This is a genomic window from Desulfamplus magnetovallimortis (genome assembly GCF_900170035.1).
In the GTDB taxonomy this organism is placed as follows: domain Bacteria; phylum Desulfobacterota; class Desulfobacteria; order Desulfobacterales; family Desulfobacteraceae; genus Desulfamplus; species Desulfamplus magnetovallimortis.
Genome location: NZ_LT828546.1, coordinates 209,369 through 234,593, shown reverse-complemented (window position 1 = coordinate 234,593; position 25,225 = coordinate 209,369). Strand labels below are relative to the sequence as shown.

The 25,225-nt window shown below is 40.1% G+C and carries 22 protein-coding genes and 2 pseudogenes; 18 read left to right on the top strand and 6 right to left on the bottom strand.

What is annotated here, in order from left to right; all coding sequences use genetic code 11:
• Positions 1 to 346 (top strand): annotated as a pseudogene (locus tag MTBBW1_RS29565) (methyl-accepting chemotaxis protein); the annotation flags it as partial.
• 586 nt (positions 347 to 932) lie between these two features.
• Here MTBBW1_RS29565 and MTBBW1_RS13950 read toward each other — a convergent pair.
• Entirely contained in the window at positions 933 to 2,048 is a 1,116-nt protein-coding gene (locus tag MTBBW1_RS13950) for an ATP-binding protein (RefSeq protein WP_186441305.1), read from the bottom strand.
• 369 nt (positions 2,049 to 2,417) lie between these two features.
• Complete coding sequence (locus MTBBW1_RS29560; protein ID WP_080804376.1) at positions 2,418 to 3,512, bottom strand: glycosyltransferase family 2 protein; 1,095 nt, start codon at positions 3,510 to 3,512, stop codon at positions 2,418 to 2,420.
• Between the two features lie 361 nt (positions 3,513 to 3,873).
• Here MTBBW1_RS29560 and MTBBW1_RS13940 point away from each other — a divergent pair.
• The 16 genes and pseudogenes from MTBBW1_RS13940 to cobT all read left to right on the top strand — a co-directional run.
• Positions 3,874 to 4,080, top strand: a pseudogene (locus MTBBW1_RS13940) (4Fe-4S dicluster domain-containing protein); the annotation flags it as partial.
• A gap of 103 nt (positions 4,081 to 4,183) precedes the next feature.
• Positions 4,184 to 5,332 carry a 2-oxoacid:acceptor oxidoreductase subunit alpha gene (locus tag MTBBW1_RS13935; protein WP_080804375.1) on the top strand — a complete coding sequence of 383 codons (1,149 nt, stop codon included), beginning with the start codon at positions 4,184 to 4,186 and terminating at the stop codon, positions 5,330 to 5,332.
• Between the two features lie 2 nt (positions 5,333 to 5,334).
• Positions 5,335 to 6,147 (top strand): 2-oxoacid:ferredoxin oxidoreductase subunit beta, encoded by an 813-nt coding sequence (locus MTBBW1_RS13930; RefSeq protein ID WP_080804374.1) that lies wholly within the window; start codon positions 5,335 to 5,337, stop codon positions 6,145 to 6,147.
• On the top strand, positions 6,144 to 6,692 hold the full coding sequence (locus MTBBW1_RS13925) for a 2-oxoacid:acceptor oxidoreductase family protein (RefSeq protein ID WP_080804373.1): 549 nt from the start codon (positions 6,144 to 6,146) through the stop codon (positions 6,690 to 6,692). The genes MTBBW1_RS13930 and MTBBW1_RS13925 overlap by 4 nt, the downstream gene beginning before the upstream one ends.
• A 218-nt stretch (positions 6,693 to 6,910) precedes the next feature.
• The gene (locus MTBBW1_RS13920) at positions 6,911 to 8,125 is read left to right on the top strand and encodes an MFS transporter (RefSeq protein WP_080804372.1); all 1,215 of its coding nucleotides are present in this window, start codon (positions 6,911 to 6,913) and stop codon (positions 8,123 to 8,125) included.
• Entirely contained in the window at positions 8,118 to 8,339 is a 222-nt protein-coding gene (locus tag MTBBW1_RS27805; RefSeq protein ID WP_139786770.1) for a hypothetical protein, read from the top strand. The genes MTBBW1_RS13920 and MTBBW1_RS27805 overlap by 8 nt, the downstream gene beginning before the upstream one ends.
• A 31-nt stretch (positions 8,340 to 8,370) precedes the next feature.
• On the top strand, positions 8,371 to 9,504 hold the full coding sequence (locus MTBBW1_RS13915; protein WP_080804371.1) for an AAA family ATPase: 1,134 nt from the start codon (positions 8,371 to 8,373) through the stop codon (positions 9,502 to 9,504).
• On the top strand, positions 9,504 to 10,148 hold the full coding sequence (locus MTBBW1_RS13910) for a DUF3226 domain-containing protein (RefSeq protein ID WP_080804370.1): 645 nt from the start codon (positions 9,504 to 9,506) through the stop codon (positions 10,146 to 10,148). The genes MTBBW1_RS13915 and MTBBW1_RS13910 overlap by 1 nt, the downstream gene beginning before the upstream one ends.
• A gap of 165 nt (positions 10,149 to 10,313) precedes the next feature.
• Positions 10,314 to 10,490 (top strand): hypothetical protein, encoded by a 177-nt coding sequence (locus MTBBW1_RS28405; RefSeq protein WP_186441303.1) that lies wholly within the window; start codon positions 10,314 to 10,316, stop codon positions 10,488 to 10,490.
• Positions 10,491 to 10,819: 329 nt separating this feature from the next.
• Positions 10,820 to 11,947 (top strand): FIST N-terminal domain-containing protein, encoded by a 1,128-nt coding sequence (locus MTBBW1_RS13905; RefSeq protein ID WP_080804369.1) that lies wholly within the window; start codon positions 10,820 to 10,822, stop codon positions 11,945 to 11,947.
• Complete coding sequence (locus MTBBW1_RS13900) at positions 11,944 to 14,511, top strand: hybrid sensor histidine kinase/response regulator (protein WP_080804368.1); 2,568 nt, start codon at positions 11,944 to 11,946, stop codon at positions 14,509 to 14,511. The genes MTBBW1_RS13905 and MTBBW1_RS13900 overlap by 4 nt, the downstream gene beginning before the upstream one ends.
• A 10-nt stretch (positions 14,512 to 14,521) precedes the next feature.
• Entirely contained in the window at positions 14,522 to 15,136 is a 615-nt protein-coding gene (locus tag MTBBW1_RS13895) for a response regulator (protein WP_080804367.1), read from the top strand.
• Positions 15,136 to 15,579 carry a type II 3-dehydroquinate dehydratase gene (aroQ, locus tag MTBBW1_RS13890; protein WP_080804366.1) on the top strand — a complete coding sequence of 148 codons (444 nt, stop codon included), beginning with the start codon at positions 15,136 to 15,138 and terminating at the stop codon, positions 15,577 to 15,579. Before MTBBW1_RS13895 ends, aroQ begins: the two co-directional genes overlap by 1 nt.
• A gap of 45 nt (positions 15,580 to 15,624) precedes the next feature.
• Positions 15,625 to 16,743: an anthranilate phosphoribosyltransferase gene (gene trpD, locus MTBBW1_RS13885; RefSeq protein WP_080804365.1), complete on the top strand. Its 1,119-nt coding sequence runs from the start codon at positions 15,625 to 15,627 to the stop codon at positions 16,741 to 16,743.
• Positions 16,744 to 17,404: 661 nt separating this feature from the next.
• Positions 17,405 to 17,611 (top strand): hypothetical protein, encoded by a 207-nt coding sequence (locus MTBBW1_RS13880; protein ID WP_139786769.1) that lies wholly within the window; start codon positions 17,405 to 17,407, stop codon positions 17,609 to 17,611.
• Between the two features lie 83 nt (positions 17,612 to 17,694).
• On the top strand, positions 17,695 to 19,827 hold the full coding sequence (gene cobT / locus MTBBW1_RS13875) for a nicotinate-nucleotide--dimethylbenzimidazole phosphoribosyltransferase (protein WP_080804363.1): 2,133 nt from the start codon (positions 17,695 to 17,697) through the stop codon (positions 19,825 to 19,827).
• A gap of 350 nt (positions 19,828 to 20,177) precedes the next feature.
• On the opposite strand, the gene MTBBW1_RS13865 is transcribed toward cobT, so the two are convergent.
• On the bottom strand, positions 20,178 to 20,834 hold the full coding sequence (locus tag MTBBW1_RS13865; protein ID WP_080804361.1) for a nitrite/sulfite reductase domain-containing protein: 657 nt from the start codon (positions 20,832 to 20,834) through the stop codon (positions 20,178 to 20,180).
• 159 nt (positions 20,835 to 20,993) lie between these two features.
• Positions 20,994 to 22,451, bottom strand: coding sequence for a VWA domain-containing protein (locus MTBBW1_RS13860; protein WP_080804360.1), 1,458 nt, complete (start codon positions 22,449 to 22,451; stop codon positions 20,994 to 20,996).
• Between the two features lie 288 nt (positions 22,452 to 22,739).
• On the opposite strand from MTBBW1_RS13860, the gene MTBBW1_RS13855 reads away from it, so the two are divergent.
• Positions 22,740 to 23,981, top strand: coding sequence for a DUF4388 domain-containing protein (locus MTBBW1_RS13855; RefSeq protein ID WP_080804417.1), 1,242 nt, complete (start codon positions 22,740 to 22,742; stop codon positions 23,979 to 23,981).
• A 305-nt stretch (positions 23,982 to 24,286) separates the two neighbouring features.
• Here the strand turns inward: MTBBW1_RS13855 and MTBBW1_RS13850 are convergent, their stop codons facing one another.
• Both MTBBW1_RS13850 and MTBBW1_RS13845 read right to left on the bottom strand, forming a co-directional pair.
• Entirely contained in the window at positions 24,287 to 24,568 is a 282-nt protein-coding gene (locus MTBBW1_RS13850) for a hypothetical protein (RefSeq protein ID WP_080804359.1), read from the bottom strand.
• 51 nt (positions 24,569 to 24,619) lie between these two features.
• Positions 24,620 to 25,225 (bottom strand): hypothetical protein, encoded by a 606-nt coding sequence (locus MTBBW1_RS13845; protein ID WP_139786768.1) that lies wholly within the window; start codon positions 25,223 to 25,225, stop codon positions 24,620 to 24,622.

Below are 25,225 nucleotides of genomic sequence, written 5' to 3'. Positions count from 1 at the left end.
AAATACTAACGATTGCTCTATTTTGATTACACTCAAATCAATTGTTGAAATAATCGACGAGATCAATACTATTGTAACATCAGTTGCCACTGCCATTGAAGAACAGTCTGCCACCACCCAGGAGATCTCCAATAATGTGAGCCAGGCTGCGACTGGAGTGCAGGAAGTCAATGAAAATGTGAATCAGACTTCTGCCGTAGCGGGTGAAGTTACAGAGGATATTCACAAGGTCAGTCAGTCAGCAGAAGAGATAAAACACGGAAGTTTACAGATCAATGAAAGTGCTCTTGAGTTGTCGAAACTGGCGGAGAATCTTAATGAGATGGTGGGTAGGTTTAAAGTGTAAAGAGAAAAAAAGCCTGTGGGACGTTAATTGTCAGGCCTTTTCATCGTACATGGCGGCTATCCGTCATGTATGGTATAACGGCCATGGCAGATCCATCTGCCACAACGAAGCATGAAAGTCCTATAGCTCCTTAAAAGACGGGGACTTTCTTATAAACGTACATGGCTGATGACCGCCACAATCGAAGAGTTGAAAGTCTTTATTAAAACAGCTATTTACTGAGACTTTCATATAAACGGCCATGGTAAACCCATCTTGCCACAACGAAGCATGAAAGTCCTGAAAAAAACCTTGAAATACCAGGACTTTCTTATAACGGCCATGGCAAAACCATCTTGCCACAACGAAGCATGAAAGCCCTGAAAAAAACCTTGAAATACGGGGACTTTCATATAAAAACTCAAAATCGACATCTTATTGCTTTTGCATATGTTATTGCAGTTGTCTGAACCAGGATAACCAGGATGGATAGGATGCTCAGGATAGATAATCCTGCCTTATCCTGTTAATCTTGGGAATCCTGATTCAGACACTATTGACAAGGCTCAAAAGATCATAGGTGTCGGTTTTGAGTATAAAAAAGAAATTACATCATACCAAAAAGCCAGATGGGAATTTTGCCAGGCTCTGTGGTATAGTCAGTGTCAATTGCCAGATAGCCCTTTGGCGCTCCTTTTATCTGCCCGAAGGTTTTGTTTTTACCCCCGATTTCAAATACCATATCCCCAACCTTGAAGTCTCCGATGTCGGAATAAAAAATCTTTGAAAAACATCCTGCAAAAAAGGTTTCCCGTTCAGTGCCCCTGTTCACTTCAATGCCAAAGTCATCTGCGTAGGCATGGAGAATATTGGTATTGTCAAACAGAATTTTTTCAGGTTTTCTGGATACTCTTGTGCTAAATTTTTTTATTGGTCGAAATATTTTCGAATCCTTAAGCATCTCCATATAAGATAGCAATGTAGGATTTGTGATTCCAAGTTCCTTTGATAGTTTTGCAGCATTGACCTTGTATGGAACCCTTGATTCGATAAGCCTTGCTATTAGCTGTTTAAAAATAGCTGTCTGGGTATAGGGTATTCTGTTACAGCTCGGGATATCTTCATTTATGATTTTTTGAAGTGCATTGTAGAGCTTGTTTTTGAATTCGTCTCTGTCTTCCATGAAAAAGGGGTATGCCCCGAATTTAAGATAATCCTTGAAATCACTGTAAAGATTGGGGTGTGAAAGGGCAAGATCCATACTGATTTCGGAAGCTCTTGTTGTAATCTCTTCAAGCTTGAATGGAGAAATAAAGATACCTCTGAAAAGCTCAAGATACTCGTTAAAACCAAGGGTTTCCATTGGAACAGTTACACATCTTCGGCTTAGATCATGGGTTTCATGGAGAATCCTTAACATGGATGATCCACTGAATCTGACCATAAGAGATGGAAATCCATCATAAATATTTTTAAGTTCCTGTGCCCAGTTATTATATTTGTGAATTTCGTCAATTACAAGTACCCTGCCGTTTAGTTTTACAAAGGTATCTGCTATGTCATAAAGGGTAGAGTCTGCAATATATATATCATCAGCACTGAAATAGATGTATTCTGTTACTTTTAGGTTGCTTTTGAGGTACTGAAGAAGAAGTGTTGTCTTCCCAACCCCCCTTTGCCCCATGATGCCCACCAGTCTGTTGGGGGAGAGCAGTTTTTTCATATATGCTTTCCGTACAAATTTTGTCGGAACAGCGTGCATGATTCTGGCCTGCTTATTTCTTAAATAATTTATCATATAAAATGCTTAAATCTAAAATTGAATATTAATATTTTATGAAAAAATGATAAAAACTTTAAATTGTATTTTAATAAAATTGAAGAAAAACTAAATCATACTTTTAAAAAAAACTCAAGAGTCTCCACATTTCTAAGGAAATGAAAAATTGCAATTTGGGAGAGAATCGCATTGGGGTAGTACACTGTCAGCACTTAATTTTAGGGTTATCTGCAACGTAGAGACAAGGCATGCCTTGTCTCTACAGTTAATCGAACCCTAATTTTTAGCTTTGACAATGGAGTAGTACCGATTTCAATTGATTCTTTCCAGAATTTTTTGACAGTAGTCTGCCTCTTCAATTTTTCCATGTTTGAGACATCCTTTGATGTAAATGTGGCATTTCTCCCTTAATACATCTTTGGCAGCGTTACGTTGGGAGCTGCTCAAATTATGGCTTTCAATCAACCTCACAATGGATCTGATTCTGTATTTGTCTAAGGAGTGGGATGAAGAGAGCTGGTCACTGTGCCCTCCCTGCTTGATAATGCATGGGGTATCTACAAGATAGATGGGCATATCAACAGAAGTTCTCAGCCAGAGATCGTAATCTTCACAGGCTGGAAGATCCTCGTCAAAAAGTCCCTTGATATCGAAAAATTGCCTTTTCATCATAACTGCCGAAGGGCTTACAAGGCACAGATGAAGGGATGGCTCAAAGATCATGCCTGACAGTTTTTTGTGTTTGAATTTAGGATTGACCCGTTTGCCTTTTCTGATCCAGATCTCTTCTGTCTGGCAGATCATGGCATCCGGGTTTGAGTCAAAAAATTCCATCTGGCAGGATATCTTATCCGGCATCCACAGATCATCGGAATCAAGAAATGCAATAAAATCTCCGGAGCTTTTTTTGATTCCAAGATTTCTCGCAGCACTGACCCCACGGTTTTCCTGTTTCAGAAGCTTTATCTGCTTTATGCAAGGGGCTATGTGAGGTTCTATCTGTTCCATGTGAGGTTTTATCTCTTCTGTGTGGGGTTCTATCTGTTCTGTGTGGGGTTCTATCTCTTCTGTGTGGGGTTCTATCTGTTCTGTGTGAGGTTCTATCTGTTCTGTGTGGGGTTCTATCTGTTCTGTGTGAGGTTCTATCTTTTCTGTGTGAGGTTCTATCTTTTCTGTGTGAGATTCTATCTGCTCTACATTAGGTTTAATCTTGGTTGTTTTTTTTATATAAGGTTCAATAACCCTGGGTGTATCGTCAGTGGAGCCGTCATCAACAACAATAATCTCCATTGTCCCTTTATAATTCTGTGCGAGTACTGATTCAACTGCATCTGCAATGCACCAAGCCCTGTTGAATGTGGGGATGATGACGCTGACCTTTATATATTTATTGCTATTAATATCCATACTTCTTACGGGACCTGTTGTGCCTTTTTGTTGTAAGTGATTTTCAATAGGTATTGTTTCTCAATATCAGTGTGAACAGCGAAATTTCCAATAAATTCTGTTAACTTTATCTATTACTTGACTTGAATTGGCAAATCAACTATGGAACAAAAAAATATTGAAGGGCATTTTTGTGTTTTCATAATGGATGTTTTTTCAATATGGAACCGCTTATAAGTGGGCTTGACCTGTTATTAATCAACCCATACCCTGAAAAGGTGTTTTTTTCATTGTATTAAGAAAATCCTTTAGGGGTAAAGCAAATATGGTTACGGCTGGCTGAAATTAATTGAAAGTAAGCTGACAAAATTAAGAGGAGTTTATGGCAAGGCTTAAACTTAAGGAACATGTGATAAACAGAGAGTGGTGCAAGGGGTGCGGTATATGTGTACACTTTTGCCCCAAAAAAGTTCTTGAACTTGATTCCAGTGAAAAAGTTGTTGCAGTACGGCCCGAGGATTGCATTTGTTGCAAACTTTGTGAACTGAGGTGCCCGGATCTTGCAATTGAGGTACTGACAACAGATGATGTCCCGGCAGAGAAAAAGAGTGCCGATGACGATCTGATAACAGACGATGTGTTGGCAGATGAGACTTCAACAGACGATGTGCTGACAGACCAGGATGATTCAAATGAATAATAATATCAAGTTTATCCAGGGAAACGAGGCATGTGTTGAGGGCGCCCTCTATGCAGGAATTAATTTTTTTGCGGGGTACCCCATAACCCCTTCAACTGAAGTAGCTGAGCTTTTATCAAGCAGACTTCCGGAAAAGGGGGGGAAATTTATACAGATGGAGGATGAGATAGCCTCCATGTGCGCAATTATTGGTGCATCATTGACAGGGCACAAGGTTATGACAGCCACAAGTGGTCCTGGTTTCTCATTGAAACAGGAGGCTCTGGGTTACGCCTGTATGGCAGAGATACCATGCGTAATTGTCAATGTGCAAAGAGGTGGCCCTTCCACAGGAAATCCAACCCATGTGAGCCAGGGTGACGTAAATCAAGCAAAATGGGGAACCCACGGAGATCACAGCATTATTGCTCTTACCGCATCCAACCATCAGGATGTGTTTGCAATGACAGTGGATGCATTTAATCTTGCCGAGACCTACCGTACACCGGTTATTCTGCTGTTTGATGAGGTGGTGGGACACATGAGGGAAAAACTTGTTGTTCCTGAAAAGGGAGATATCCCACTGGTAGAACGCCTCAGAACCTCTGTACGAAAAGGCGTTGATTACCATCCATACCTGCCAAGGGAGGACGGACGTCTGCCCATGTCTGATTTTGGTGCAGAACATCGCTATAATGTAACAGGGCTTTTTCATGATATGTGGGGTTTTCCATCAAATAACCCCAAGGTTGTACGTGAGCTGCTTCACCATATTGTGGACAAGATTGACAACAATGTGCATACCATTACAAGATACAAGGAGCATTACCTTGAGGGTGCTGAATATATAATGATATCATACGGTTCATCTGCACGATCTGCCATTCACCTTGCAAGAAGCAGAAGGGCCAGGGGAGAAAAGGTTGGAGTTCTGGAACTTCAGTCCATCTGGCCGTTTCCTGAAACCTTGATCCGTGAAAAGTGTGCCGGCGCAAGGGCAGTCATTGTGGTTGAAATGAACATGGGGCAGGTGATGCGTCATGTAAAGGCTGCTGTGGATAAACCCGAGAGAGTTTTTCTGGCCAATCGTATTGACGGTAAACTTATCACACCCACCAACATCAAGACACTCCTTCGGGTTATCCAGGGAAGGGGGGTATAAACATGGCAATTAAAGATTATTTAAGACAAAGATACTTTCCACATATGTGGTGTCCGGGTTGCGGACACGGTATTGTTCTCAACTCCCTTATCCGTGCTGTTGAAGCTCTGGGGCTTGACAAGAACGAGATCGTAATGACTTCCGGCATCGGCTGTTCTGCCAGAATTTCAGGCTATGTGGATTTTCACTCCCTTCATACCATTCATGGACGTGCCCTGGCATTTGCAACTGGCGTAAAGCTTAGCAAGCCCGAACTTAAACTTCTGGTGCCCATGGGTGACGGTGATGCACTTGCCATTGGTGGTAATCATTTTATACATGCAGCAAGACGAAATATTGATATCACAGCCATTGTAATGAACAATCGTATTTATGGTATGACAGGCGGGCAGTTTTCTCCTTTGTCAGGTGTTGGCAAAAAAGCCACCACAGCTCCTTATACAACCATTGACAGCGGTTTTGATGTTGTAAAGCTTTCAATGGCTGCCGGCGCATCATTTGTGGCAAGAACCACAGTATATCATGCCATTGAGGCTGTTGATCTGCTTAAAAGAGCCATTGAACATAAAGGCTTTTCCGTTGTGGAGATTCTGTCACAGTGTCCAACCCATTATGGCAGAAAAAACAAGGAAGGTGATGCTGCCATGATGATGGAGTTTCAGAAAAACACCACGGCAAAAATCGGTTCCAAGGCCCTTGAAAAGGATCCAACCTTGATCCCAAGGGGTATCTTTGTTGATAATCCGGAGACACCGGAGTATTGTGAATCCTATGACAAAATCATTGAGACAGCCATGAAGAGGAGCCAATCATGAAAAGAACCAGACTTATTTTTTCAGGTTCAGGCGGGCAGGGCGTGATTACTGCAGCCATCATACTGGCTGAAGCCGCTGTCATCCATGAGGGGATGAATGCCACCCAGTCCCAAAGTTATGGTGCTGCTGCCCGTGGTGGTGCCACGAGAAGCGATGTCATTATATCAAATGATATCATATATTATCCAGAAGTGAATCAGGCCAATATTCTGGTCTGTCTTACTCAGGAGTCTTATAATACATATGCGTCTCTTGTACGGCCTGGTGGGTTTGTGATAACAGACTCAAAATATGTCCAGATTGCCAAGAAAGTGGATGCAAAGCAGATTGAGGTACCCATGTACGAATCTGTCATGGCTCAGATCGGCAAACCCATTGTATTTAATATATGTATGCTGGGAGCACTTCTCGGGATAACTGAGTTTCTGAAACCTACATCAGTCATGAAGATAGTTGAAACAAGAATACCGGAAGATTTTATACAAATGAATCAAGAAGCTCTGGATCTTGGTATGGAACTCGGTGCCCAGTACACAAGGTTCTGATACTGGATGAAGCTTTTACTGGATGAAGCTTTTTACTGGGTAAAGCTTTAGAAAATAGTGCCTTAAGTGATATTTGTGTTGTTTGTACAATGTGTTCTTGATTATTGATGCCTTGAAAAAATTTCGGGAGTCATAAATTCTCTTTTTTAATACTGCATCTTCTGTTATCTCTTGTCATCAGATGCAGCATAAAGTTAAAAATCGGGGAAATTATGACTATGATGAAAAAAAACAATCCTGAATATATAAGCGTAAATTACATGAAAGTTCTTCTGGGGTCCCACTACTTTATCTATTTTGGGACCCTGGGGATCTTTTTGCCCTATTTTAACCTTTTCTGCCGTCATCTTGGTTTTTCAGGCTTTGAGATCGGATTGATTTCATCTGTAAAGACTGCTGCCGTGGTTATTTTTCCTGTTTTATGGGCAATGGCGGCAGACAGGTTCAATGCCAGAAAATCCATTCTTATATTTTGCACCTCCATGAGCTGCCTTCTATGGTTACCGCTTTTTTTTACCCGTACCTTTACCCCCCTTTTTCTTGTCATTGCATGCCAGTCGATTTTTTATGCTCCCATTGTCTCTTTTATTGAAGCATTTGCCATGGATATACTTGGCAAAGAGAAGAGAAAGTATGGTAACTCACGTGTGTGGGGTTCCATTGCTTTTATTCTCCTGTCAATGGGCCTTGGTAAGGTTCTCACATTTAAACCCATTGATATTATTATCCCAATGATGCTTGGTGGCATGGTTTTACAGGTGCTATTAACCGTTAAACTACCACCAACCCAATCGGCAGGTAATGCAGGAATCTCTTCCGGATTATCTGGTTTCAGGAATTTTTTCTCATTCAATACATCTATGTTTCTTTTTGCAGCTTTTTTGATGCTCACAAGTCATGGTGCCTATTATGGCTTTTTTTCCATCTATCTTGAATCATTGGGTTTCAGCACAGGTTTTATTGGTTTTGCATGGGGAGTTGCTTCTGTTGCTGAGATCGCTGTAATGGTTTTTTCAGGCCCGCTTTTTTCAAGATTCACACTGAAAAGGATTCTTGCTCTATCTTTTTTTGCAGCCGTAATAAGGTGGTTTCTCCTCTTTGCCACATCATCTGAAATTTTTCACAACAGTGCCTCAACGCTCCCGCCCTTTACGCTGCTTGCTGGTTTAATACTCTTTTCCCAGCTTCTCCACGCCCTTACCTATGGCGCATTTCATGTTTCCAGTATCCTTGCTGTTGATAAACTCTCACAAGAGAGCGGAGCAACCTTTGGGCAGGCTGTTAACAATGCTGTTACCTATGGTGCTGGTATGATGGCAGGATTTATGCTTTCAGGAATGTTTTACGATACTGTTCATGCCTATCTGTTTCTTGCAAGCGCAGGCTGCGCACTGTTTGGCCTGATTGTGATTTTTTTTGTGATTTTTGAATAACATACATGGCTTGGCGTACAATTATGAAGATAATGCTTATTCATGTTTTAAATGGCAGGAGATTCCGTCCACTCTTGATCGCTTTGTTTACCGTATTAACACCATAATTAACTGGTGGTGTCCCAAATATGTTGATGAGCTCTTCACAAACCTTGATTCAGCAGGGCTTTCACAAAAAGATATCAACACTTTTATGACACTACCAATTAACTGACAAGTGACTGGCAATAAAAGACGAGGTGCATATGATAAACTCATTATTGATTCGTAATTTCCGGATTTTCAAGGAAATAGAGATAAAAAATTTAAAGCGTGTCAATCTATTTGTGGGCAAAAATAATTCGGGGAAAAGCTGTTTGCTCGAAGCACTTCAAATATATGCAACAAAAGGAAGCCCTCGTACAGTATTTGATATAATTTCTTCACGGGATGAAGAGTGGGAAAGCTTTATATCCGAAAAAGATAAATACTCTGCACAGCAAATCTCAAAACCTTTTGCTTATCTTTTCAATGGATATCTTCTGCCGGAAATAGACGGTGAAGCCATTGAAATTGGACAGCCTGACGATGATTCAAAAATGCTGAAAATAGCACTGAAAGCATTGCAGATTGCAGAAGATAAAGATGGAAGAAGAAAACGTATTCCGATTGATAGAGATTCAATAAATGATGACTTGCCAGATATTCAATTTGCGTTAGAAGCAACTCAGAAAAGTGGTGAGAGATGTTATTATATTACGGTAAATCCTTATAGCCCTGAGTATAGGCAACAGTTATATACCGGATATAAGGATTTGATTTTAAACCATCAGGTAGTTCCAACAAAGAATCTTAATGATGATGATTTGGCTACCTTATGGGATAATATCAATCTGACTGATATGGAAAAAGAAGTTCTTTTTTGTCTCAAAATAATTGATCCAAATATAAAAGGCATAGCTCTTGTTGCTAACTTGGCTGAAAAATCAATAAAAAAATCTCGGCGTATTCCAATAATTCGTTACAAGGGAGTCAATGAAAGACTTCCTCTAAAAACAATGGGAGATGGGTTAACTCGTTTATTTCATATCATATTGGCTCTTGTAAATTCCAAAAACGGACTTCTTTTGATTGATGAATTTGAAAATGGATTGCACTGGTTAACACTGCCGAAAATCTGGAAGAATATTGTTCGACTGGCAGAAAAGTTAAATGTTCAGGTCATTGCTACAACCCATAGTCGAGACTGTATCAAAGGCTTCCATGATGTCTGGAGTTCCAATGAAGAATCAGCTTCCTTTTACAGATTGGAAGCTGATCCGATCAATGGGGCAAAAGTTATCGGCTATACCAGAGAGATGCTTTCCGATTCAATTGATTCAGATGTTGAGGTGCGCTGATGGCAAAGAAAAATCCATGCAAGCACAAAGGGAAAAAAGTCTTGCTTGTGGAGGGTAAAAGTGATTGTCACGTTATACTTGCCCTTTGTGAATACCACCATATTTCTGAAACATTCGGAATATATGAATGCGAAAATGACGAGGCTCTTCTGAAGCGCCTGAATGCTTTGATCATTCAACCTTTGCCTCCCGAGACTATTGGTGTGGTAATGGATACAGATGATTCAGGAGCCAGCAGCCGATGGCAACAGATTCAGCAAAAAATCAAGGATCATGGTTATCTCTTTCCCGAAATGCCCAATGAAAAGGGAAGTATTTTACCTGACAATTCAGGAAAACCACTAATTGGCATATGGTTGATGCCGAATAATCAAGATCCTGGAATGTTGGAAGATTTCCTGATGGAAATGGCCGAAGAGAGTGCTATGAATGCTGCCTCCCAATGTGTGGAAACAGCAAAACAAGGTGGATTTACACATTTCAAGCAACCCCATTACAGCAAGGCCATCATTCACACTTATCTTGCATGGCAGGACGAACCCGGTAAACCCCTTGGACAATCCGTTACAGCGCATGCTTTGAGACCAGATACTGAAATAGCCCTAATTTTTGTCGAGTGGTTGAGTAATCTATTTAAGGAATGAGCCTTAAATAAATTACAGTAAACAGGCATGATTGATTAGGTATCAATCACCCCCAAATATAAAAATGATAGTCATTTTCACGGTAAACGGTCATGGCTGCCAGCCAGCCACCCCCGAATATGGAAAATTGTATCCATTTCCACGGTAAAAATGGATATAACGTACATGGCGGATTCACGCCACAATCGAAAAGACGAAAGTCGTTTTAAAAACAGGCTGTTACCGAGACTTTCATATAAACGTACATGGTGGGTGCTTGTCACAATCGAAGAGATAAACATTTTTGTATATCCTCAAAATCGACATCTTATTGCTTTTTCAGAACTTATTGCATTTGTCTGAATCAGGATAACCAGGATGGATAGGATGTCCAGGATAGATAATCCTGTATTATCCTGTTAATCCTGTTCTCCTGTTATCCAGGGAATCCTGATTCAGACAGTGTTGACAAGGTTTACAAGATCATAGGTGTCAACTTTGAGTAGATAATCCTGCCTTATCTTGTTAATCTTGGGAATCCTGATTCAGACAGTATTGACAAGGCTTACAAGATCATAGGTGTCGATTTTGAGTATATCAGTATGTTGTGGAGACGTTCTAATAAAAAAATATTGGGAGAGTGCTTGAATCGAATCAATGTATAGAATGAATAATCTGAAAACGAGGAATGGATGAACTCACAATATATAAAAAGAGCTGAAAATTGTTTAAACGATGAAATGGAAGCTGTAAAGGAACTTGCAGATCAACTTTATCAGGAAGACCTTGCAGGAGTAATTTTTTTCTGTTCCATTGGATATGATTTGGGTAAAATAAAGGATGCAGTTGCAAAGTACTTTGACTGTCCTGTAACAGGGTGCACAACCGCTGGTGAAATTGGTACTCGTTATCAGAAAAATGGAATTGTCGGCATCAGTTTCTCTTCCAGAAAATTTGCTTTTCACTGTGCAGGAATTGATGATTTAAATAATTTTAATCTCAATGAAGCAAAAGATCTCATTGAGGATATGAAGAAGAATTTAAAATTTTCCAGTGTGCTTGATCCAGCAAAGATATTTACGATTCTTTTAATTGACGGTCTTTCCGTAAAGGAAGAAGAGATAACATCATCTCTTTATCGTGCCCTTGAAGGCATTTCGTTGATTGGTGGTTCAGCAGCGGACAACCTTACGTTTACCAGAACTTTTGTTTTTGCTGAAAATGAGTTCAGAACTGGAGTTGCCTCATTTGTTCTGATAGAGTCAAAAATGTCATTTAAAGCATATAAGATGCAACATTATCAACCATCAGATAAAGACATGGTTATAACTGAAGCAGATGCTGCCAAGAGGATAGTGACAGAGATCAATGGAGGGCCTGCTGCAGAAGAACTTGCAGAAATTATAGGTATTCCCAAAGATGAGTTAACACTGGAAGTTTACTCCACCCATCCGGTGATGCTTCAGATCGGTGATGAGTGGTATGTCAGATCCATTCAATATGTAAATGAAGATGACAGTTTGACTTTTGCCTGTGCCATTGACAGCGGTATCCCGTTGACGGTTGGAGAGGGAACTGGGCTGCTGCCTTCCCTTAAAAAACAGATTGACCAGATCAGGTCGGATTTTTCACACATTGAGGCCACCATTGGATTTGACTGTATCCATAGAAGGCTTGAGATATTTGCCAAGGGTCTTGTAGATGAGGTTGAAAACGAGCTTGGCAAAATAAAATTTATTGGCTTCAGCACCTATGGAGAGCAGTTTAACTCAATACATGTAAATCAGACATTAACCTGTGTAGTGATTGGTAAACCATGATATCAGAAAACCTTGCCCTTTATGAAAATTCTGCCCCTCATGAAAGTTCTTCCCTTCATGAAAGTCCTACCCTTCAGGAAAACCTTGCCCTTCAGGAAAAAGTGGCGACACTTGAAGCAGAGCTTGTAAAAAAGGATGCCCTTTTGAACAAAAAGGAAAAGATCATCAATGCTTTGAAAGAGAGGGTAAAAAATTCCATCAAAACAACTGGAGATGCTTTTTCCGTATTTGAAAAAAATATTCTGCTTCAAAATGAAATTGATAAAAAGACAGAGAAACTTATCAACACAGCACAAAAGGCAGAATCTGCAAACAGGGCTAAATCTGTTTTTCTTGCAAATATGAGCCATGAAATAAGAACCCCCTTGAACGGAATCATTGGCATGATAGAGCTTCTTGGGGATTCCGGCCTCAACTCGTCGCAGCTTAAATATCTTGATATTATTTCCAAAAGCAGCAATTTGCTGTTAGATGTGATCAACTCCATACTTGATTTTTCAAAAATTGAGTCAGGAAAGTTTGAACTGGAAAAAATTGGTTTTGATATAAGGCAGTTGCTCGGGGAGACAGCTTCCATAATGGCAGCAGGAAGCCAGAAAAAAGGGATTGAATTCAGTTGTTATGCCGAGCCTGATGTACCTGTAAAATTGATGGGTGACCCAGCAAGATTGAAACAGATAATGGTAAATCTTGTCGGCAATGCCATAAAATTCACAGATTCTGGTGAAATCACTCTCTGTGTTAAAAACAGATTAAAGAGAGTAAAAGAAAAAGGTGAAGAAGAGACAGATTTACTCTTTTCAATCAGAGATACAGGAATCGGTATTGAAAAAGAGAAACAAAAAGAGCTTTTTGACAGCTTTACCCAGGCCAGTGCCGAGATTTCAAGAAAATATGGTGGAACAGGGCTTGGTCTTACAATTTCAAAGAAAATCATTGAGAAAATGGGGGGCACCATTGAAGTAAACAGTAGTTACAATAAGGGTACCGAAATTCTGTTTACAATAAAAATGGAAGTTGCAAACCCGTTGCCTGAGCCGGATATCCAGAATGCCATTTTAAACTTTAAGTCGCTCAGGGCATTGATCGTGAGTACTCCATCCCCCAACATTGACTATATGGTAAGGCAGTTCAGTTACTGGAACATGGAAACGCTTGTACTCTCATCAGGTATGGAAGCTTTAAAACATATGAACATTAACTGTGAGAAAAAGCCCTCATTGTCATCAGTCAATCTGACTCATGAAAAAGAGGATGGGTGTTATGAAAATGAGGATGGGTGTTTTCATGGTAAAAGAGGCGGCTGCCCCATTGATAGTGGCTTGATCGACAGTAAAAGTGCAACTTCCATGTTTGATATTGTCATTTGTGATGATTCAGCAGGGGATATATCACCCCTTGACATAATAAGAGATTTGAAAAATGATTCAGGCAAGCCATTATTTGCGATCTTATCAATGGTTATAAATCGTGACTTAATGGAAAAAATTACAGATGAGCACACTGTTTCAATTTTAACAAAGCCGGTTGGATATTATGAATTGATACGCCTTCTTTCACCCTGTTTTTACTCAGGCCTTCCTTTACAGGATACTTCAAAACTATCTCAGGGAGAGGTAAAAAGTACAATAGAGTTTCACAATGTAAGAATTCTTTACGCTGAAGATAATCACATTAATCAGATTGTTACTTCCAGTTTATTAAAAAAGATTGGGATTCATGATGTTGTTATTGTGGAAGATGGCTGTGAAGCTGTGGACGAGATAGGCCGTAACACCGGTAAGTATGATCTTGTGTTCATGGATGTTCGTATGCAGAAAATGGGTGGTATTGCAGCCACAAAAAAAATCAGGGAGATGGAACATATGCAGAACCGGCCACCTGTTCCTATTATTGCACTTACTGCACATGCACTGAATGAGGACAGGAATAGGTTCATGGCAGCCGGCATGGATGACCATATTGCAAAGCCTGTTAATTCAAAAAAAATTATGAATGTGCTTGAAAAATGGCTTCCTGAAACTGTAAAAAACACCGGAGTTTCTTTTGATGCACAAAATAGACGCAGGTTTGTTCCGAAGGCACAAAAGAAAAGCAGCGTTTCTCCCAATGCACAAAAGGAAAGCAGTTTTTCTCCTGGTGTACAAAAGAGAAGCAGGACTTTGACTGATGCACAAAAGGAAAGCAGGGTTTGTCATGAACCACAAAATGATGTCACCTTTTTTCCACTTTTTGACAAGGATGCCATGATAGAGAACCTTTCCGGAGATTATAAAGTGGTAGGGATGATACTTGATGCTTTTTTGACAGATGTAGATGAGCTTACTGAAGAGCTTTTGAACTCAATAAAACAAAATGATCTTGGGTCAGCAGAGAGCACAGCTCACTCAATTAAAGGGGCATGCAGCAATATACAGGCTCCGGAAGTGGCAGATATATGCCAGAAGCTGGAAAATTGTGCCAGGATAAAAGATATTAATGCTTTTGAGTATCAGCTCAACTTGTATCATGAAAAACTGGCACTGCTTAAAAATGATATTAACTCATTTTTGATGACTCTTTAAAAGGATAGCCATGAAACTCTTGGTTGCAGAAGACAATTTGACATCTGGGCTTTATTTGCAGGCTGTGCTGGAAAAAATTGGATACAGAGCAGATCTTGCAAAAAGAGGGGACGAGGCACTAAACTATCTGATTAATGATCCTTCAGTTAAAATAGCCATTCTTGACTGGATGATGCCCGGTATGGACGGGGTATCAATATGCACTGAGGTTAAGAGGCATTTTGCTGATAACCCTCCTTACATCATTATTTTGACAGGAAAAAAGTCAAAGGATGATATAGCGTTTGCATTGGAAAAAGGAGCTGATGATTACATCACAAAACCATTTGATAATATTGAATTAAAAGCAAGGCTTGCAGTGGCGGAAAGGGTTGTAAAATATCAGGAGAAGCTGATAAATTCCAACTTGATGCTGCAAAAGACACTTGATCAGATCAAGACCCTTGAAGGCCTTATTCCCATCTGCTCACACTGCAAAAATATCCGTTCCACAGAACAAACATGGGTAAAGCTTGAAGAGTACATTCAAAAGCATTCAGATGCCCGATTTTCCCATGGTATCTGCCCTGATTGTGCCAAAAAGTATTATAAGGAATTTAATTTATACAGGGAATCAAAAGCATAATGAAAAAAATAGTTGTTCTTAACGGAATTAACCTCAACATGTTTGGAAAAAGGGATCCTCAGCAATATGGCACTGTTACATTGTCTGAAATAGATGAGCAGTGTAAAAAACTTGGCAAAGAACTGGGTATTGAGGTTACATGCTTTCAAACAAATCATGAAGGTGATATGGTTGAGCGGATTCACAGGGCGCACAAAGAAAATGTGGATGGTGTGATTATTAACGCCGGTGCATGGACACATTACAGCTATGGTATAATGGATGCTCTTGGTATCTTGAGTGTTCCCATAGTTGAGGTGCATATGTCCCATGTACATGCACGGGAAGAATTTCGCCATTTTTCCGTGATTGCCCCACTTGCAAAGGGTCAGATAACAGGTTTCGGGGTTAACAGCTATCTTCTTGGAATAAGAGCTATTGTTGATCTGATAAATTTTAATTGATTATGGAACAGAGTAAATTGATCACAGGATAGAGGATTTTTTTTGATGGATTTGGTGAGAAATCGACAATTTGGCACCCTTATTACCCGCTTGATTCAAAAGAGTCACCTTACAAGGGAAGAGTCAAGGGATGCTTTCAGGCAGATATTGAACAATGAGATTACAGATATGCAGCAGGGGGCATTTCTTGCTGCCCTGAATGCCAAAGGTGAAACAGCCGAAGAGGTGGCCGGAGCATGGGAAGCCATTTATGAGATGGATACCATAAGGGTTCAGCTTAATACCAATGGTGGAGTTCCTGTTGTGGAGAACAGCGGTACCGGAATGGACAGTTTTAAGACATTTAACATAAGTACCGCCGCTTCCCTCATAGCTTCATCGGCTGGAATCCCAATGGCACGTCATGGTGCAAGGGCAATCACATCAAAGTGCGGGACAGTTGATATGGCAGAATCCCTTGGTGTGGATGTTGAGTGTTCGGCAGATATTGTGGCAAAAAGTATTGAAACTGCAAACATCGGCCTTTTTAATGGTATGAGTCCCCAAATTCATCCCATGGCACTTGGCAGGATTCTTTCCCAGATTTTTTTTGGCTCTACTCTTAATATTGCAGCATCCCTTGCAAACCCTGCCATGCCGAGAAGGGCGGTTCGGGGTGTATATTCAAAGGATATGCTTCTTCCGGTGGTGAATGTGATGAAGGCCATCGGATTTGAGCGTGCATTGGTGCTCCACGGTGGAATTGATGGTTCTGACAAGGGCATGGATGAGGCATCAGTGTGCGGAACAACCTGGTGTGCCGAGCTTAAAAATGATGGTTCAATTGAGGAGTATGAATTTGCTCCCAAATCGTTTAAAATGGATCTTCATGACTGTAGTGCCATTGCCCCTGATAAGAATATAGCCGAGGAACCCCGCAGATTTCTTTCGCTTATTAAAGGAAAGGAGCATGGTGCAAGGCGTGATGCCGCAGTTTTGAATGCTGCTCTTATATACTATGTCGCAGGCAGTGAAACCACAATTGAATCCGGCATTGAAGCTGCTTCAAAGGCCATTGAATATGGAAGGGTTGAGGGGGCTCTTGAGGCATGGGTCAAAAATCAGAACAGAGAGCCGGAAAAAGGGCTTGCAAAGCTTGATAGAGTTTCCACTATGATAAATTAGTATCCTTTGGATGAAATTTTTTTATATGAAAGTCTCTGTAACAGCCTGTTTTAAAAATGACTTTCACTCCTTCGATTGTGGCGGATATCCGCCATGTACGTTTATATGAAAGTCCCCGCAAATGGCTGTTTTTATAAAGACTTTCAACTCTTCGATTGTGGCGGTCATCAGCCATGTACGTTATATGAAACTGTAGGGGGCAGAATACATTTCTGCCCCATTTAGGGCGGATATGGAACCCGACCCCTACGTAAATTTTTTTAATGGGATTCCAAACAGGATAAATGTAATTAATAGTACTAATCAATCACAGTCAGCTCTGGATTCAAGTCGGAAAGAATGCGTGTACCATCTTCTTCACACACAAAAGAATCAATCATAAAAGTAGGCATCCTTCATATCAGCTCAAAAGTAGTTTACACTTTTCGGAAAATTTTGAACCATGATTAAAGGATTTAAGGATTAACATGATGAATAATCAAGAAAATCCCTTAATCATGAAAATCATGGTTCAGAAAAGTGTAAACCGATAAATGAAAGATGCCTAAAAGTATTAAGATTGCTTTCAAAATTTGTTACTGTTCCGGCCATAATAACACCTTCAGGGTTTTCATCTTCAACCGAAAACAGAATGTATTTTCACGGCAAAGGAAATGGAATTATGGAAACCGAACTTCTGGTAATTAAAAGTGCTGATAAATACCTCAGGGTAAAGGATAGCCAATACCACCTATGTGGACTTGACAAGGCATCGGTATTTCCAATGAATCAGCTTGATAAGGTCAAAGAGCATGTAAAGTATGCCTCAAGGGAGCAAAATATGGAGCCTGAGGTTTTTAAATTGGTTTTAAGAGAAGAGCCTATTTAAGAGAAGATTCTGATTGTGAGAAAAATCTCTTTGTGCTTAAATCTGATTTTGGAGGATTTTGTGAAAATAAACGGAAAACAAAAATGAAACGACTGATTTTGAAAGGTCTTGAAAAACTTGATATTGAAGATGCACCTCTTAATGAGTTACCGGATGATTTTAGATTATTAAAAGTTCTTTATTGTGCTATCTGTAAAACCGATGCCAAGATGTGGAAACAGGGGCACAGAGACCTTTGTTTCCCAAGGGTTCCTGGTCATGAGATGGTTGTGGAAGATGATTCAGGTAATCTATTTGCTGTATGGCCTGGGCAAAGCTGCGGTCAATGCTCTTACTGCATCAACGGGCGTGAAAATCTTTGTGAGGATATGAAGATCACAGGGTTTCACCACGATGGCGGTTTTGCCGAGTTTGTGGCACTTCCAAAGCAATCCCTTTTGCCTTTGCCCGATATTAATCCTCTTTATATTGGCTGTTTTGCAGAGCCTGCCGGCTGCGTCTTCAATGCCCTTGACAAACTCGAACTTCAGACAGGAGAGAGGGTTATAATTTACGGAGGAGGAACAGTAGGGCTTGTTGCAGCACTTGCATGCAGGGATCGTGGAGCTGTACCCCTTGTAATAGAGAAACATGAGGAGAAGATTGACAGGATACGCCCGTTTCTTGATGCAACAGCCATTGAGTGTGTCAAGGATACTTTTGAAAGTGATTTTGATGCTGTTATAAATGCATGTGCTGATCATATTGCCTTTGATCTTGCTATTGTAAAGGGTGCAAAGGGGGGGCGGATATCTTTTTTTAGCGGGCTTTCCAAAAATGAGCATATTGAAACCAATCTTGTTAATCTGATTCATTACAAAGAGCTTAAAGTTACCGGTTCCTATGGCCTGACCCGAAAAAATATGATGGATGCCATACCTTTTATGGAGAAGAATGCAGCTTTGCTTGGGCATCTTGTGGAGGATATTGTTACACCTGATGCTGTATCGTGGCTTCTGCCGGATATTCTTGCAGGAAAGGCATTAAAATATATTATTGATTTCCAAGGCAGGATTCATGGCCGGGTTTTACAGGAGAAGTCAGAAAAATCATCTGCTTTCCGGCAAGAGGAAAATAAGGATGCCGTGGATTCAGTCATATCAGATCAATCCTGGTGTGACTTTATCATTTCTTCTGTTTCTCCTGTAAGACAGGATTTCAGGCCTGCTGTTCAGGGCAAAATTGACAATAAGACCAAACCCCTTGGTGCACTTGGAACTCTTGAGAATCTGGCCATTCAGATGAGTCTTATTCAAAAGAGCCTGTTACCGGAAATAAGGCCCAATGGAAAAGCTCTTTTTGTTTTTGCAGGTGACCATGGTGTTACTGAAGAGGGGGTCTCTGCATATCCTTCTGAAGTGACACATCAGATGGTTCTCAACTTCTTAAATGGCGGTGCAGCCATAAATGTACTCTGCCGGCATCACAATATTGAGATGAAGATTGTTGATATGGGGGTAAACGGTAACTTTGATGAGCATCATGATCTTATTACAGCAAAAATCCGGAAAGGAACACGTAACTTTACAATTGAACCTGCCATGACCCGCAGGGAGGTTCTTCTCGCTGTCAGAAGGGGTATGGAGGTTTTTTTAAAGAGGCACTCCCTATCTGCTCTTGATATTGTGGGTGTCGGAGAGATGGGAATTGGTAATACAACGTCCGCCTCTGCCATAATAAGTGTTATTACCGGAATTTCTCCTGCTGACGCTGCCGGCAGGGGTACCGGTATTGATAACAGAGGGCTTGAGCACAAAATCAAGGTAATTGAAAAGGCTATAGCTTTCCATAGACCCAACTCCAATGATGGATTTGACATTCTAATGAGGGTTGGAGGCTATGAAATTGCAGGTATAACAGGTGCTGTTCTTGCTGCTGCATCAAGGGGAGCAGCAGTTCTACTGGATGGGGTTATATCAACGGCTGCCGGCCTTGTGGCGTATGTCATTAATCCCGATATTGCAGGATATCTTATATCAGGACACAAATCTGTGGAGGTAGCCCAGAAAGCTGCACTGGATTATATGGGACTTGAACCGGTTATTGATTTTGGTATGCGTCTTGGTGAAGGTACAGGAGCCGCACTTACAATCAATACAGCAGAAGCTGCCTGTAAGATCATGTGCGAGATGGCTTCATTTGAAGATGCAAAGGTTGCCATGAAAAAGAAATCCTGATTTCCAGGGGTTGATGAACCCCTGAAAAGATTGCCTGTGATGCTATCAGAATCAGGATACACTGGATTAACAGGATAAGGCAGGATTATCTGACCTGAACATCCTTTTCATACTGGTTATACTCATTCAGCCAATTGCAACAACTACAAAAAATGCAACAAAATGTCGATTTTGAGTTTTTATCCTGGTTATCCTGATTCAGATAAATCAAATAACTATAGGATATGGGCATCTTTCATTTCCCAGTTTACACTTTCACGAACAGAATGTCCGTTTTTTGGGGATACTGTTCCGGAAAGTGTAAAGTACTTTCTGTATGATATGAAGGATGCCAGGATATGATAGCAAAATTATAGTATCGCTGCTTTCATGTTATCAAGGCCGATTCGGTCAATCATCTTTCCGATACGTTCACCTTTTTTGCCATTTTCTTGATAATAGGCTATAATTTTTCCTATCATTTCAAGGGCGGTTTCATCGTCTAACTCCTCGGCCAATGTATCTGCAAGTCTTGGCTTTGATGCTCCGTTTCCGCCCACCATCAATGTCCAGCCGCTCTTTTTTCCCATTAGGGAGACATCCTTGATACAGTTTTCAGCGCACTGGTTTGTGCAGCCGCTGACACCCATTTTGGTTTTGCTGGGAAGAATCATGCCGTGGTAGATTTCATCAAGTTTCATACCCATTCCAAGGCTGTCCTGTTGAGCCAGTTTGCAGAATGCTGTCCCCGGGCACGCTTTTATGCTTCTTACACAAAGACCCACAGCATGTCCAAGGTTTAGCTCGAGATCTTTCCAGACATTGTCAATATCTTCTTCTTTAAGCCCTACAATGGCAATTCTGGATGCACTGGTGATTTTTACGGCAGCAGCTTTATATTTGTCTGCCACATCAGCAATGGTTCTCAGTTGATCAGGTGTAATAACACCGCACGGGATGTGAGGGGCAATTGCATAGGTTTCCTTGTCTTTCTGTGGTACAGCACCTTTTTCTCCAAGTTTGAGCATAATTTATTTCCTTGTGTTGTTTTTGATAATATTACCGTAAAAATGGGCATGCTTCATTTCCCAGTTTACACTTTCAGATTGAAACATCTCAAGAATAATAATAATCCATTTCTTTTTGTAAACCCTTTTACATGACAGAGAGACTATCTCTCTTTAAATTTAAAGGACAAGCTCCTGTATGAACTGGGTCAAATGGTCAAGGTTCATGCAGGTTCTCAATTCGTGGCAGTGCGGTCTGTATGCAGATAGTTCACAGTCACCCTTATTCCAAGTGTTGTAGGCTTCTGGTGTCAACCATATAATCCTGCGGCATTTTTCGCGTAGCTCTCCAAGTATGTGAGCCTGGGGATTGAGATAGTTTGATCGGCCATCTCCCATTATTATGAGGGTACTTTTTTGGTTAATAAGGTGGCTGAAATCTTTCTTAAATGTAGATAATGTGGCTCCGTAATCTGTTGGTGCATTGGTATTGATGGGGATCTCTTTGAGCATTTTTTCAATTGCTTCGTTAACGTCATCATGAGTTAAAAAATCTGTTATTTCAGTGATTTCCGCAACAAAGATATAGCTTCTAATATTTTGAAAGCACTCCTTAAGAGAGTAGAGGATTGCCAGCATGAATCTGGCAGATGACCAGACAGACCCTGATATATCACAAAGCACAATAAGGTTTGCCCTGTTAAGGGGCTTGTTTTTGAATATTATTTTTACAGGTACTCCCTGGTATTTTCCTGCATGGCGCAATGTTTTTTTTATATCCATCCGCCCTTTGTTTTTTACAGCAAAGCGTCTGCCTGCCTGATCTTTCAATTTTCTGGCCAATCCATCCATTCTCTCTTTTACCTTGTTTATTTCAAGGGGGGTAAGTGATGAAAATGGTTTTTCTTCCAGCATCCCCAAAGAATTGATACGGGCTTTTTTCTCCATGATAGAATCATTATTTTCCCTTGGTTCTTCTGTGAGAAGTGAATAGGCGTTATCAAGGCGGCCATTGATTTGTGATATTAAATATTTGGTTTCCTTCTCACCCTTTATGGAGATGCTTTTTTTATCACTATTATCAAAGTTGCCACCGGCAAGATGCATTATTTTCTGTCGCATCTGGTTTATAAGAAGCATTATGCCCAATTTGCCGGAGAGTTGATCCATATTTGATTTAAAAAATTTTTGTTGTTTTACTGATTTTGTATTTAAATTGTGAATGGTTTCAAGAAAAGAGGAAGGTTTTCCCTGTATAAATTCTAAAAGCTGCCTTTCTTCGGTAGAAAAGCCTTCAGCTTGACTTTCTTCAAGAAAGTCCATAAATTCACTTAATATATCTGGAAGATGAGATGGATGTGTGTTTTTTTTCTCAGAATTATGTATAAGTATATCATCTGGCTTTGGAATCTCTTTTTCACATTGTATGGCGTGAAAGAAGAGGTTATATATATATGTGAATCTGCTTTGTTCCCTCCTGCTTTTGGCAAAATTGGCCTGTAAAATGGTTTTAAATGTTTGTTCGTCAAGTGGATCTGTTAAGTTTATCTGGGCAATGCAGTCAATTACCTCGCTTGTGGAGACCTTAAGACCATAGGAACGGCAGCAACTGGTGAAATTAATGATGGTTTGCAACATAGATGATTGTAATCCTTATTTATAAACGTATATGGCGGGTGAGCGCCACAATCGAAGAGATAAAGTCGTTTTAAAAACAGTCAGTTCAGTGGGAGTTGCTCCCATATTCAGTTAAATGCTTTTTGTGGTTGTCATACATGCCCATCTTATTATACTATGATAGACAATTATATTATTTACGCTGTTAATGTGCAACTAAATGCCTTTCCCTGTTTGTACGTGACAAATTAATGGTGAAAGGTGGCTGCTGCCAGCACAATTTTCAAATACAAGAATAAGAGATTGAATATGAATCTTCAAGGTGATTTTGAAGGGCTTTTTCTGACAAGTATTCTTCAGCTTCTTTGTAATGACCAGAAAACCGGTCTTTTAAGGGTGACCAGTGGCAATAATGAGTGCAAGGTGTTTTTTGATGAGGGCACCATTGTATATGCTTCCGGTTCCCAGAAAGAGGTTCGGCTTGGTTATATTCTTCGTCGGGATGGAATAATCTCTGCGGATCAGCTTCAAAAATGTCTTGCCCTTGGGCGTGAGCAGAAAATGTCCCTTGGAAAGATTCTTGTGGATAAAGGCTATGTATCTTTAAATACACTTAATAAATATAATACTAAGCAGGTAGAAGAGATTCTTTACAGCCTATTGCTCTGGAAAAAAGGAAAATTTGAGTATAAAGACATTAAGCTTAACCTTGAGGGAATGGTAATCACACAACTCAATCCCATGAAGCTTATTCTTGAAGCATCCAGAAGAATTGACGAGATGTCTGTTCTCAATACTGTTATCACAAGTGACAAGCTGGTATTCAGAATCGCGGGTAATGTCCAGAACAAGGAGGAGATCAAGCTCAATGCCAATGAGTGGCGGATACTCTCATTGATTGATGGAACACGTACAATAAGAGAGATAATAACCAAAAGCGGATACGATGAGTTTGCTGTTTATAAGATTTTTTTCTCTCTAAACTCTTATGGATTGATTGAGCAGACAGAGGAAGTTCAGTTATCTGATAAGCCAGATTCAAAGGATTTTTCTGCTGTTATAACGGTTTATAATGATATACTGCAATCTATATCAAAAAATATTGAAGGAGAGCTTGGAGAAAGAGGATCAACGTTGTTTAATGAGGTAAAAGTGCAACTTGAAGATCATCACGCTGCTTTGCTTGAATATTATCATCCTTCAAATCATGTCAATATTAATATAAAGTCGATTCTCGACGAGATGGAGAGTCTTATCGCCAAGGGAAATGAGGAAGAGCTTGTGAGGGATATGCTGCTTGAGGGCTTCAGCTCATATACTACTCTTCTTCTGGAAAAAATTGCAGAGATACTTGGGATGAAACCTGTTCAGGGTATTTTAACCGAGATTGAAAATATAATTGGGTATGTAAAAAAATATCATACCGACTCAAGGGAAAAGAACAGGATTGTAAATGATGTCTCCACGATTATAAATACAATTCAGTCCAATCAGAAAGGTGATCAAAAGAAAAGCCGGAAATCAAAGGGAATTTTTTCATTTTTCGGATGAATTTTTGGTATCCTTCATCTCAACTCAAAAGTAGTTTGCATTTTTTGGAAAATTTTGGGCATCCTTCATATCATGCAGATAGTACTTTACACTTTCCGGAAGAGGCTACCATAAAAACGGGCATTGTGTTCAGGAAAGTGTAAACTGGCAAATGAAAGATGCCAAATTTTGAAACATGATTAAAGGATTTAAGGATTAACATGATGAAAAATCAGGATAATCCCTTAATCATGAAAATCATGGTTCAGAAAAAGTAGGTGGTTATGCATGCCCAAAAAAAGCATGTGGTTATGGTTGATAAAAGTTTACGAACCAGCTACCTTGACACCACCATATGCAAGAAATGACAGTCCTGCTGTTCTAAATAGCGCTTTTATTGTATCTATAACCTCAATGGAAATGTATTTTCCCATAATAGTTGCATAGTCTGCCATAAAAAGTAGTGCAACTGTCACAAGTATCAGGTTTACTACCTGCCCCACCTTTCCACCAGCATACTTCTTACGCGCTTTGTTAAATACAAAAAGTATAATAATGTAGATAAAAAGGGTGAATATAAGAATGACTGTCTCTGCTGATATTGACATTGGCACCTCCGATATATTGTTGGTTAACGAAAATGTGCGGGGATATATTTTCTATTTATTTGCGCCATGCTTATCGTTCTCGATGGAACGGAGATGATTTTGAACTTCAGCCGTAGTCTTTTTTATTAGAGCATCAAATGGAAATGTTTGATGTTCCAGAGGTGTGATAGCACCAAGGAAAAGTGACTCTGTCAGTTTGCCATAGAAAAAAATGTGGTTGCTCCTGCTAAGGGATATCTCTTTAACAGGTGATGATGCTGCTGACTTTGATGCTGAATAATGGTTGGATAAAAGTCTGCAAATTGACCAAAGTTTATTTTTTTGGTACGAATTTTCCGGTAAAGAGCAGATGAACATAGAGTCTGAAGGTGCAAAAAAAAACGCCTTTATTACCTCTGGCAGCATCTCAATATGACATACCATTCGGCGAAGCATTTCAGGCATGGAATCATTTGACTTTTGTTCCATTTTCCTGCCGAAATAAGCACTTCTTGAAACCTTTTTCTCTTTATCGGGCGCCCCTGGTACAGGGTATGAATTTGTATATTTGCAGCTTGAGCATTTAAAAGTCACTCTTCCATTTTGTATCTTTTCCGGTGTCAGACTATTTCTTTCACCACAATCTTCACAAAAGAAAATTAGTAATTGCTGGCTCAT